Origin of the sequence: Bartonella sp. AP11XZML, assembly GCF_042196445.1 — a bacterium.
In the GTDB taxonomy this organism is placed as follows: Bacteria; Pseudomonadota; Alphaproteobacteria; order Rhizobiales; family Rhizobiaceae; genus Bartonella.
Window position 1 is genome coordinate 73,181 of record NZ_JBHIQF010000068.1, and the last position, 13,179, is coordinate 86,359.

At 35.3% G+C, this 13,179-nt stretch carries 8 protein-coding genes; 5 read left to right on the forward strand and 3 right to left on the reverse strand.

Annotated elements, in window-relative coordinates; genetic code table 11:
* Positions 1-29 precede the first annotated feature (29 nt).
* Positions 30-1,967, reverse strand: a complete 1,938-nt coding sequence (gene dnaG / locus ACFIMG_RS06530; protein WP_375678625.1) for a DNA primase — start codon at positions 1,965-1,967, stop codon at positions 30-32.
* Between the two features lie 134 nt (positions 1,968-2,101).
* On the opposite strand from dnaG, the gene ACFIMG_RS06535 reads away from it, so the two are divergent.
* The 4 genes from ACFIMG_RS06535 (at position 2,102) to ubiC (ending at position 7,788) form a co-directional block, all read left to right on the forward strand.
* On the forward strand, positions 2,102-3,319 hold the full coding sequence (locus tag ACFIMG_RS06535) for a mechanosensitive ion channel family protein (protein ID WP_375678626.1): 1,218 nt from the start codon (positions 2,102-2,104) through the stop codon (positions 3,317-3,319).
* A gap of 69 nt (positions 3,320-3,388) precedes the next feature.
* Positions 3,389-5,080 (forward strand): Na/Pi cotransporter family protein, encoded by a 1,692-nt coding sequence (locus ACFIMG_RS06540; RefSeq protein ID WP_375678627.1) that lies wholly within the window; start codon positions 3,389-3,391, stop codon positions 5,078-5,080.
* An 855-nt stretch (positions 5,081-5,935) separates the two neighbouring features.
* Positions 5,936-6,187, forward strand: a complete 252-nt coding sequence (locus ACFIMG_RS06545) for a GlsB/YeaQ/YmgE family stress response membrane protein (protein WP_375611967.1) — start codon at positions 5,936-5,938, stop codon at positions 6,185-6,187.
* Positions 6,188-7,281: 1,094 nt separating this feature from the next.
* Entirely contained in the window at positions 7,282-7,788 is a 507-nt protein-coding gene (gene ubiC, locus ACFIMG_RS06550) for a chorismate lyase (RefSeq protein WP_375678628.1), read from the forward strand.
* A 677-nt stretch (positions 7,789-8,465) separates the two neighbouring features.
* Here ubiC and ACFIMG_RS06555 read toward each other — a convergent pair.
* Positions 8,466-8,963, reverse strand: a complete 498-nt coding sequence (locus tag ACFIMG_RS06555; RefSeq protein ID WP_375678630.1) for a GatB/YqeY domain-containing protein — start codon at positions 8,961-8,963, stop codon at positions 8,466-8,468.
* 214 nt (positions 8,964-9,177) lie between these two features.
* Between ACFIMG_RS06555 and carA the strand changes: the two genes are divergently transcribed.
* A complete protein-coding gene (carA, locus tag ACFIMG_RS06560) occupies positions 9,178-10,374 on the forward strand; it encodes a glutamine-hydrolyzing carbamoyl-phosphate synthase small subunit (RefSeq protein ID WP_375611964.1) in 1,197 nt (398 codons plus the stop codon).
* Between the two features lie 871 nt (positions 10,375-11,245).
* On the opposite strand, the gene ACFIMG_RS06565 is transcribed toward carA, so the two are convergent.
* On the reverse strand, positions 11,246-12,466 hold the full coding sequence (locus ACFIMG_RS06565) for an MFS transporter (protein ID WP_375678631.1): 1,221 nt from the start codon (positions 12,464-12,466) through the stop codon (positions 11,246-11,248).
* Positions 12,467-13,179 lie beyond the last annotated feature (713 nt).

Sequence of the window (13,179 nt, forward strand, 5' to 3'; positions counted from 1 at the left end):
AAGTGACTGATTCGCATTAAAAAAGCGAATCATTTTATCGTATCTTGTGTATTCCCGTCTATTTTTTCATCCAACCAACTTCCAAATCCTTCAATTAACGCTTCTGTTGCCTGCATCTGCTCCAGCTCATTTTTTACCTCACGAAGCAGATCAAAAACCTCACTCTTAGGATTTTCTACAAGTTGCTCTTCAATATCCTGTAACCTCTTATGTAGGTGGTGTTCTTGAAGATGCAAGTAGACAGCTTGTTTTAATATAGCACGCGCATCTTCTATAGGGGCTCCACCAGGAATAATACGCATACCAATATTTTGCACAAGATGTTTCATACGCTCTAACAGAGCCTTTTGCCCTCTTTTTTCTAAGAATGCAACCATCGTCTCTTTATCATGAAGCTGTTGGTCCCCAAGAATTTCCAACATAGCTTGATGAAAAATTATCAATTGAGTATTTTTTAATTCTAACTCAGAAAGAATTTCAAAATTTTCATACCACAACTCAGGATAGTAAGCTAAAGTGAGTAAAATCACTGCTTCACGCAAAGGGATAGATTGCGAAGAATTTCGTACTATTTCAGAATTTGCTAACAGAGAAAAGGTTTGATCTTTAAAGGTCCTATTTGGTGAAGATTGACCATATCGCCCTTCCCCCCTTTTTTTCGAAAAAGAGGGACGAAAAAAATCAAAAAGGCGTTTTTTTACATCTTGCAAATAATAACGACGGACATCTTCATCCTTAATCGTAAAAATTTGTTGTTTTAGTTGTTTTTCTAGCGCTGCTCGTGTCTCTGGAATTTCAAAATGCTTTCCATAGGTAGCACGCCACCATAAAAGTTCACTCAAAGGAATAGCTTTTTGCAAAAAAGAAGAAAAAAGCTGTGCTCCACCAGCACAAACAATTTCATCAGGATCTTTCCCTTGTGGCAACAAAACAAAGCGTACACAAACCCCAGCCTTTAAAAGAGGCAACACACGATCAGCAACACGAAAAGCAGCTTTTAAACCAGCATCATCACCATCAAAACACAAAATAGGCTCCTTCCCCATCTGCCATAAAAGCTCAATTTGCGCTTCCGTTAATGCTGTCCCTAAGGGTGCTACAACTCCTTCAAAACCAGCTTTAGTCAATGCAATGACATCCATATACCCCTCAACAACAAGGAGTGAATGAATTTTTTCATCGCCAACAAAGCGACTATTTTTGCGAGCTGCTGCCGCGTTATAAAGTATATTTCCTTTATGAAACAGCACTGTTTCAGGGCTATTGAGATATTTTGCTCGTGTCTCTTTCTCTAATGCACGCCCTCCGAAAGCCACCACACGTCCGCGCAAATCTTCGATAGGAAACATAATGCGATTTCTAAATCGGTCATAAGAATCCGCGCTCTCCTCATGCACTGAGAGAAGCCCACATTCTTCCATTTGCTTTATTGAAATGCCCCGTGCACTCAAAGCTTCTTTCAAAGCTGTACGCCTTACCGGTGCAAAACCAATGCGGAAACGCTCTACAAGCTCTGGTGTAACACCACGTGCATCCAGATAACGACGTGCTTGCGTACCTTCTTTATCGCGTAAATTATATTGGAAAAAATCTGTAGCAATTTTCATCACATCATAAAGGTCAGCTTTTTCCAGTTGACGTTTATGACTTTGTGAATCCAAAATAGGGAGTTTTATTCCCGCAAAATCAGCCAAACGCTCTACACTTTCTGAAAAGTGCAATCCATCAAGCTCACACAAAAAGGTAAAAATATCTCCACTTACACCACAACCAAAACAATAATAGCGCCCTTTATGATCATCACAATGAAAACTTGGCGTTTTTTCACCATGAAATGGACAGCAACACCAAAAGTCTCCCCGTGAAGGCTTACTTTTTCGAGGATCAAAATCCACCCGTTGCCCAATCACTGTTGAAATTGGGAGTCTCGTACGCAGTTCATTAAGGAAATCGGGCGGAAAACGCATTATCTCTCACAGAGTTTGAAATTTCTTTTTTGCATATTTAACGACTTTAGAGCATAATTCCAATACTTCCTCTTAAGCAGTTGTAAAATTTTAAACCCTCAACTGCATATATTTTTAGAAATGGAGAATAAAAAGTGATCGAATTTATTGCTCAATATCCGTGGTTAGAGGCTATTTCTTGGCTTGTTATTCTTACTATAGCTGCCCTTTTAGTGAACTTTCTAGGACGAAAATTACTTATTCACGGAGCAAAAAAACTCTCTTCTTTTCTCCCCAAAAATACAACGATCGATATTAATAATGCTATTCAATACATAGCGGATATCATTTCAGCTTTTATTCTTTCAATTGGTGTTAATTTTATCTCAACATTGCCCGATGCATTTAGCACTGTCATCAGTAATGTTGCCAACGCCTTCATTATCTTCTTTGTCGTCCTGACAATTTCTTCCTGTCTCAATGTCATTAACATCCTTTACGAACAACGACCAACAGCACGACTAAAACCAATAAAAGGTTATATTCAAATTGCTAAAATTGCACTTTTTGCTGTTGCAACAATTTTAATGGTCGCTACATTGATTGACCGTTCCCCTCTTATTCTCTTCTCCGGTCTTGGTGCAATGGCCGCAGTTCTCATGTTAATTTTTCAAGATACGCTTCTTTCTCTCGTTGCCGGTATTCAAATTTCATCCACTGATATGGTTCGTGTTGGGGATTGGATTGAAATCCCCAATCTCGGTGCCGATGGTGATGTTATTGAAATTGCCTTGCATACTGTTAAAGTTCAAAATTTCGACAACACCATCACCTCAGTTCCTATCCGTAAACTTGTGACCGACCCTTTTAAAAATTGGCGTGGAATGCAAGAATCGGGTGGAAGACGCATCAAACGCTCTCTTTTTATTGATCAATCAAGTATCCATTTTCTCACAAAAGAAGAACAAAAATATCTTTCCCGATTTAATTTATTAGAAAATTATTTCACGCAAAAAGTAGCAGAAATTGATCAATGGAATGCTCAATTAGATAAAAATCATGATATCTTAGCCAATACGCGCCGTTTAACCAACATTGGAACTTTTCGTGCTTATGTTTTTGCTTATCTACAACAGCATCTAAACATCAACCCTAATATGACCTATATGGCACGACAATTACCTCCTACAGAAAATGGTTTACCCTTAGAAATCTATTGCTTTACGAACACCACCGTTTGGATCGACTATGAACAAATTCAAGGCGATATCTTTGATCACCTTTATTCCATTCTGCCCTGTTTCGGTCTAAAGGTTTTTCAAAATCCAAGCGGTTATGATTTTAATCAAGTATTAAAAGCAAAAGTGAAATAAAAACAATAAACTTCAATTTATTAATTTGAGGCAACCACATTCACAACAACAAAGAAAGAATAAAGTATCATGAATGGTTCATTGGTACTCCTTCATCTTGCCGGCGCTATTTCTTTACTTCTTTGGGCCACACGCATGGTGCGCACAGGAGTTGAACGCGCTTATGGTGACAGACTTAAATATAAAATGTGCCACGTCGTTTCAAAACCATTGTTTGCCGTAAGTTTTGGACTTTTTACAGCAATGATTTTACAAAGCTCTACAGCAATAACACTCCTCGTTGGCTCTTTCGTTGAATCTGGTTTTGTCTCTGGAGTAGCAGGACTTATGGCTGTACGTGGAGGAGAATTAGGATCAGCAATCGTTGTAAAAATTCTCACCTATGACCTCACTCTTGTTGTACCCTTGTGTCTTTTAATTGGCACTTGTATCTTCATGACAACAGAAAAACGTGAATGGCGTCAAATAGGACGTATTGTCATCGGTATTGGTCTTTTGATTTTATCTTTAGAGATGATAAGTACCGCGACAGAACCTTTACGTGAAAGCGAAATTTTGCCTAGCATCATTCGTTATCTTTCAACCGATCCTATTTCCACTTTTTTGTTGGCTGCTGGCTTAACCTACCTCTTACATTCATCCATTGCAGGAATCATTTTGCTGGTCAATTTTGCCAATTACGATCTTATCCATACGCAACTCTGTGTTGTCATGGTTCTTGGTGTCAACTTTGGCTCTTCTCTTATAGCACCACTTTTAACGCGCAACGCCTCTCCTAATACCCGCCTCGTTCCCTTAGGAAATTTACTCATGCGTGGGGCAGGATCAATCTTTATACTTATCTTATTTCTCTCCTTTCACCCTCCCATCACATGGCTTGGCAATAACGCCCCTACTCAAGTGATCAACGCCCATATCATTTTTAATGTTTTCATTCTCCTTGCTGGAATACCGCTTTCAAAATGGATTTTAAAATTAACCACTCAGATCGTGAATATAAGTGCAAAAAAAATGCAAGCCGACAAAACGCTCAATTTATCTGATCAAACAGCTCTTGATGACAGTGTTCTTGATCGCCCAACTCTCGCCCTCTCGAATGTCATGCGTGAAGTCATTCATATTTGTGATCTTGTAGACATCATGCTAGAAAAAATTATGGGACTTTATGAAAAGCCTGATCCCAATATTATTCGTGAACTCAACCAACTCAACACCATATTGGACAAAAAACATATCGCCATCAAACTTTATCTTGCCCGATTAGCGGGACAAAAATTATCTGACGAAGAAGCTCTTCAAACGCAAGAACTTCTAGGCGCCTGTATAAAATTAGACCAAGCAGGCGATATCATTATTCATAATATGTTGATGCTGGTTAAAAAGAAACAACAAAAAGGTTTACAGTTCAGCAGCGAGAGCTGGAGTGACCTCCTTCGTTTCCACGCCATTGTACTAGCCAACGCGCATATAGCATTTAACGTTCTCGTCTCACGTGATACACACACTGCACACCTATTGGTACAAAAAAAAGATCAGCTACGAAACTTAGAAAAAGAGATGAGTTTAAAACATTTTAAACGTCTGCGTGAAGGGGATCTCAAAAATGTAGAATCATCCAGTCTTCATCTCGACACTGTGCGCGACCTCAAACAAATCAACTCTCTTTTGACCTCAATGATCTACCCCATTTTAGAAGAACAGGGACTTCTTCAAAGTTCTCGTCTACGCAACCCTTCTGAAGAACAAGCAGAAAAAACTTAAACTTTTCAAATAACTTGAATAAAACACACATCACATCGATTATTCAATTTTGAATATGGTCAAGATATTGATTTAGTCAAAATATCTTATTATTCGACAATTTAAATGAGCTTTCTTCATCGTAAGTTTCTTTCATTTAAAATCTATTCATGATGAATTGCTCAAAGTCATTTGCTTGCACATTACAAACAAAGCAGCGTGTAGAATAGAACTCTTGAAGAAAGATGTAAAAATGCCTAACCATCTCAAAGCCAAAACTGTTAAACACATAAAGAATAGGTCAAGAGTATGATAGTTCCAACCTAAACCCGCCTTGTAAAAAGGGAACCGCTTCACAGTAGCAGCAAAACAGAAATACTCTATAAGGAATACAAAACCCCACAAAAATGCAACGTTTATATCAAGATTGGTAGAGGTTCAACCTATACAGCCATGCTATAACGTGTTAACAAAACAGTTTTCATTTCAAACATCATTGATATCAATTGGCAAGCTCCAAACTTTTAAATATCCATTTTACTTATTACTTTAATCACAATTTTTTTTAATTTAAGAGAGAGCTTAAAAAGCTTATAAATACAATTTATGAGTTCTTAAAACATTTTCACTAATATTTTCTTCTTTTATTCATATTTCTCAATTAATTAATTTGTTTATAAATTAAAATGTATTATATAATTTATACTTATTAAGTATTATATATAATATAAATGTGAGTATTATTTTAATATAAAGGAAAGTAATAAATAAAATATCTAAAAGAAATATCCTTTCCACTGGTTAAAAAAGGAATAAACCTTGATTTTTACAAAGTTTACTCTAGTTACAATTTAAATTCAGGCAAAGGAGGGTATCATGGAAAATGCAAACATCGGTTGGATTGCTGCTATTATTATCGGCGGGATTGCAGGTTGGGCAGCACAGTATATTATGAAAAGCCAAACAGGAATATTGTTAAATATTATCTTAGGGATTATTGGCGCTGCGCTAGCAAGCTTTCTTTTTAGTCTTTTAGGTGTAAGTTTTGCTGGTTGGCTTGGCTATCTTATTTCAGGTTTTATAGGAGCCTGTATTCTTATATGGATAGGACAAAAAATTCGATCATAGAGTATTTATTTTTTACACCTTTTGGGATTCAATACAAAACTAGGAAACAACGAGCAGAGTTTAAAATATTCCCCTGTAACTTGTTGTTACCAATTTTGATATGATGGTGAGATGCTTAAGCTGCGATTTTAGGCATACACCATCACCGTATTATAAAAAATGCAGTAAACAACTTTATAACGCACCATTTCATACCTATATAAACTTACGCATATCAGGAGAGATATGTTGCGTTACTTTAACAAAATACGAATTATTTTTGTACCATGTGCGCAAATCCAGCTTATCTCACTGTAATAACAACCCATAAGGTTACAAAAGTCACTAACGATGATTAAAGATTCCACCGTATAATGCTTAACACCTATACACTCTATCAACAATACCCTTTTTACCGAAAAACTCGAAGCGCTTTTTTACATTCTTAAGAAAGAAAAAGAGAAGGTAAGCACAAAATGATAAAGAATTTTTTCTAATCTATAAAATAAAATATTATATAAAATAAATATGAAATAATATTAATGTAAATTTATTATAGAATTACTACATATTATGTTATATGAAGTAATATTTCACAATTTTAATAATATAATATATTTAAACGTTTTAAAAAGTATATTCATTAATATAAAATTATTGATTATAAAGAATACGATCTCCTTTACATCTCAATTCAAAAGATTTGAATATCTCTTCTCTTTCTAAAGTATAAAATAAAGTTTTGTTCCTCTTAAAATTTCCTCTTTATATCATCTTGCATAGATGAATTTTTAGCTCTTCTTTATATGCGTTACAAACGAATTTTAAAGCACGAAACATTTTTCCCATTGCTCTCATGCGATAAAGAAATTTCCGTAATGCATTGTGAAAGCGCCTTGAACAAAACATAATACTTTATTTTGCTTTTTTAAATGAAAATAATCCTATAATATATACTTCCTGCATATCTTCTTTTAAAGACCTTTGCTTTCGATTTTCCCTTTGATATCTTCCTGTTAAAATCTTGCTGCTTTTATACTCCTTGTATTACAATAGAGCTATCTATTTAACCCAACATAACATATGGAATAAGACTTTAGCTGTGGAGTAAAACGATGTCTGATCTTGAAGATTCCATCTTACCACCTCTAAAGTGGTTCTCTGATCAAAATCCTCCAATACCAGAAAATATTCGCGATTGGCTCATGGAATCGGGCTCAATGACGCTTCGATTAAAGAAATATTGTACCTGCCTCCAAGTTCAACCACAACGCGAATGTTTTATTACGCGAGATAAATTAACAGAAGAAGCAGAGCATCTCCCCGAAAATGCGCGTTATTGGCTACGCGAAGTCATATTAATGGGAGATAATAAACCTTGGCTCCTTGGACGCACTGTAATTCCACAAGAAACCCTCCTACACAATCAAGCCTTGATGCATTTGGGAACTGTACCTCTAGGACATTATTTATTTAACAATGACAAATTAACCCGCGATTACATTCATATTGGTCAACAAGGTGCGCTATGGGCACGCCGTTCCCGTTTGCGGTTAACGGGTAAGCCATTGTTGCTAACTGAACTATTTTTAACAGATTCACCACTGTATCCCCACAAATAGAGGTTACTCATTTTATTCTGCATAACTTATAGATTTCATATAGCTTATAAGGGATTTAATCAGAGAAAAGAATTTCAAAATTATCTCAAGAACACATTAAAAACAAAGATTTCTTTTCAAAATATCCTTTTATTTCATAAACTCAGCTTAAAAATGTCTCTCCTAGAAAAAACGTTTTAAAGTTCTGATTTTCTTATCATTAAAACCAGCACTTGAATTAAAAAGATACACACCATATTGATAAAACCATCTACGTTTAAATTTTTTGCTGAATAATCACTACTCTAAAATACGGTAACTCTTTATCAAACAAATGCTTTGAAACAGCAAAAAAGACAATAATACACTCCCCAAAATTGGAAATCTGTATCAATTAGCTTAATCATTCTGTTTTAAAATTTTTAACAGTGCTGACAATAGATCTTTTTAAAAAAGTAAAAACTCTATAATCTTTTTGTTTTTTAATGGTCTAACAGCTTTGAAGAACAGAAAAATATAATACATAAAAGATATTTCATTGCTCTATGAGAGCCCAAAAAGTTTAGTTGATATCAAAAAGTTATTTTTTTGATAATAGTATGTATGTACAAGATAAATGACATTTATCAACATCCTACTGACTTACAAAGGCGACGCACAATAAAAAATATTTTCCAATCCCCTTGAATTAACAAGATCTATTGCAATTTTTGACGAAGACTATTGCACACTTTAGAAAAATTCATTTGCCCCGCATACCGTTCCTTAAGCCATGCCATCACCTTACCGATATCGCGTAATTTTTCTGCCTTTGTTTGTGCCAAAGCTTCACAAAGAACCTGTTCTACTTCCATCTCCTTAAGCTGATAGGGAAGAAATTCACGAATAACTTCTATTTCTGCTTGTCCTCTCTCTGCCAATTCCAAGCAACCAGACTCTTTATAGGCTCGCATCAATTCTTCACGCTGTTTAAGCATTTTAGTGAAAACAGACTGTATCTGCTGATCATCCACTTCTAGCTTCCCTTCATCATAATAAAGAATATCACGATCCCTAACTGCAGCATTCATTAAACGAAGTGTAGCAAGACGCGCACTATCTTGCGCTTTCAAAGCAGCCCTAAGAGCCCCATCAATCTGGTTACGCAACATAAATTTATCCAATTTTTGTTCAAGAAGAAGATGCCTTTTAACCAATCTTTATCCATCTTGCAATGGAGAATAAAAAAATAATTAAGGACTCGATCTTCGAAAAGCTAAAACAAGACTTTACCTCTTCATGGAATGTACTTATACTGCCTATTTCAAGCGAAACGTTACCAGAATAATATACACAGCATCCGCTAAAGGTATGATTTTTGTGTAAAGTTGATCATTATACCTTTCAGAGAATAAATTGTGGATACATACTATGATACAAGCGACTTCACCCAGCCACCCTTGGAGTATCAAAAAACCGACAGCCCTCTTAGTCTTAGCAGATGGAACCGTTATTGAAGGCAAAGGAGCAGGTGCTACAGGTATAGCTGAAGCTGAAGTGTGTTTTAACACCGCCATCACAGGCTATGAAGAAATCCTCACAGACCCGTCATACACACAACAAATCGTTAATTTTACTTTTCCTCATATAGGAAATGTAGGGGCAAATAGCGAAGATATTGAAGATCTCTCTCCTCTCAATTGTCATGGTGCTGTTGGCGCTATTTTCAAAGCAGACATTACACATCCCTCAAATTATCGATCCAATGAAAATCTTCATCAATGGCTTAAAACGCGTAAAATTATTGCACTTTGTGGTATTGATACACGTGCACTCACAATTCTTATTCGTGAAAAAGGTGCACAAAATGCTGTCATTGCACACGATGCTAATGGAAACTTTGATATTCCTTCTTTAAAGAAACGTGCGCAAAAATGGCAAGGTCTCGTCAATCTTGACCTTACGAAAGACGTGACATCTCAATCATCAATGCAATGGAATGAAAAACCATGGAGTTGGAATAAAGGATACGGTACAAACAATGTGCACAATCTTCATATCATTGCAATTGACTACGGTATTAAACGTAATATTCTTCGCCTTATGGCAACACAAAAAGCACGCATTACTGTTGTGCCTGCTCACACAACTGCAAAAGAAATTCTGGCAATGAACCCTGATGGCGTTTTTCTTTCTAATGGACCAGGAGACCCCGCAGCTACGGCTCAATATGCCATTCCAACAATCAAAACATTAATTGATCATAATTTACCAATTTTTGGAATATGTCTTGGTCATCAACTTCTCGCTCTTACGGTTGGTGCAAAGACCGTGAAAATGCACCAAGGACATCATGGTGCCAACCACCCAGTTAAAGACCTTAACACTGGAAAAGTTGAGATTGTATCGATGAATCACGGTTTTGCCGTAGATTCTTCCTCTTTACCACAACATGTTCAAGAAACACATATTTCTCTCTTTGATGGTTCAAACTGTGGTATTCGAATCATTGGAAAACCTGTTTTTTCTGTTCAATATCACCCCGAAGCTTCTCCTGGACCACAAGATAGCCACTACCTCTTTCAGCATTTTAGTGATCTCATTATGAATTATAAAAAAATATCTTAAAATAAAAAGCCTCACCTTTTAACTTCTCTCCTTTAAATTATATCATCTTCCTACGCACAATTATATTATTTTTATACCTACAACTTATTGAATAAATATTCTTATTGATCATTCTAAAACTAAAAAGAGCGCACTGAATAACTTAAATTTTTCTCCCTCCTCTTCTCTTAAGGTCGTATCCATCAAAATCATTGGCTTCTCCCCCCAAGCAAGGTAAGTGTATCGATAAAAACTATTTTTAAAAAGAGTAAAGTGTCTAAACTTCAAATAAGCATTTGATTCACAATACAATTTTAAGCATTCTATTGTGCATGAGAAGCATAACTCCTCCTAAAGAATAAAAAAAAATTAAAGTGTGAGACAATGCAACAAATCTCTACTTTTTAAAAGATATTGCCGTAGATGGTTTTGAAAACTGTAAAGTCGAATAAAAAAGTAATCGCAAAACAGAAAACATCTTTTCAATTTTACAACTTTATATTCTTCCAAAATGAGGTTTTCTTTCGATTCCAGAAGTGATGCCAACAAATATAAGCAATATTTTACTTCCAATTTGCCATATAAAATTTGGAATTGTTCATACAATACTGATACATCTAACTCAGATACGTTTTAATCTTTGTTTTCAATATGCTGCTGCATTAGCACTGGATATTAATTTGCAAGCAATAGAAAAAATACGGACTCCCCCTCTACAAACAATATCACAAAATAAAAAAATTATTTTTACTAAATGAGAAGGATATATCGATATTTTATACAACACTTTGTGAAACAAATATCACAAAAACTTTCTGCCTATAAAATGATACATTTTGTTTATCTTGTGCATTCTTTAGCAAAATAGTACGTACCAGCCCCTCTCAACAAATTAACGTACCCGCAAGGCAAAAATAACTGTCGCAACGACAAGAAGAAAAAAGCCTCCAACAAAAGGAGCACCAGAAAAATAAAACAGTGCATTTTTATCTGTAAAACATTCAAAAAGAAACACATAAAAAACAGAACCAAATGTTAAACTCAACGAAATAACAGATGTCATCGCTCCTTGCAGTTCTCCTTGTACATTTGTAGGTACCTGCGCTGAAGCAATCGCACGTATAGGTGCATGAACAAGATATTCAAGCATTGTACACGCACAAACCATATAAACCATCCACCCCTGCGTCGCGAATGTATAACCCAGCATAGCAACGGAGGCAAACAAAAGCCCCACTATAACAATATGCCAATCACTCCATCGTTTAGAAAAATAAGGCAAAATGAGAGCGACTACAATAAATTGGCCTACCCCAAAAACACTATAGGAGAGTCCAATAGAAAAAGAACTCCAATCATAGCGTTCTTTTGCAATGAAAGCCCAAATGCTTAACCATACAGATTCCGCAAACCAATAAAGAAAAAAGACCAATAACACCCAAAGAACCATCGGGTATTGTTTCAGATGCCAAAAAGCACCTAAGGGATTTGCCCGCTTAATATCAAAAAAGCGCCTATTCCATAAAGAAAGGGTTTCTGGAAGCATAACCCAAGAAAAAATAAAATTAATGAGAGAAAAACCAACAGCAAAATAAAACGGAATACGCGGACCAAACTGACCTAAAAAACCACCTATAAACGATCCTAAAATAAACCCCAATGCGGATGCAATGCCTAACAAACCAAAATTGCGTGTACGGGTTTTATCATCGGATATATCCGCAAGATAAGCTGTACAAGTTGCAAAACTAGCGCCACTTATCCCTGACAAAAGACGTCCGATAAATAACATAGAATAGCTCCATGCTATAGCACATATGAGATTATCAAGAGCAAAGCAGATAATAGAGAGAAGCAAAATAGGACGACGACCATAACGATCTGAGAGATTGCCAATAACAGGAGCAAACAAAAACTGCATCACTGAATAAGCTGCAAGTAATTTTCCTCTTTCTACAAAAGATGTACTGACCTCTTTTCCAGTTAATTGAGAAAAATATTCAGGCAAAACAGGACAAATGATCGCAATACAAAGAATATCTAACAATAAAGTGATGAACACTAAAACGAGCCCACGCTGAACAAATTTCGGATTGAGCATTTGGTCTGGCATAACATACACACTATTTTACGCATACAATGACTCCCCCGCTCTCTTTTAACTCCCTTTTCCTTTTAAAAGTATTCTATACCGTATACTTTTCACATACAAAATAATAACAAAGTAAAAATTTAAGTAAGAGTCAAGATAAAACTATAAAATTACGTTTTAATTGGTATATATTTAATTGCTATCTCATTATCAAAGAATAAAAATTTTTTTGCATTATACGAACAAAATATTTGTGCGACAAACTCATGAACAAAATTTCATGAAACACAAAGTATTTCCAATAGTTTTAGAGACATTATGATGAATTTTATCAGACATCGTTTCCCCCTCTCATCCCACCGTTTTCAGGAATCTCAATTCCATCAGATACGTTAGATATACTATAGTAATTGAAACCTTTTAAAAGATAAGCTCTTAAAAAATTTTCTTACCCTCAGAATATGCTATAAGGTTAAAGCAGCATCACCAGAATAGCTTAACAACGTAAAAAGCTCATCATATTTTTAAAAGTATTTATTTGACAATAATTTTGATTAAAAAATAAGTATATTATAGAGAAAGTTCTTTAATTCTATAATCTTAGAAAATATTCATATCGCTTGCAATTTGTGGAACCTTATTTTATCTTTATATTCATATATACTCTTAATGATTGTATGCTACCATTAAATCTAACGATGATCATGATAAGCATTTAAAAAAATAGCACTTTT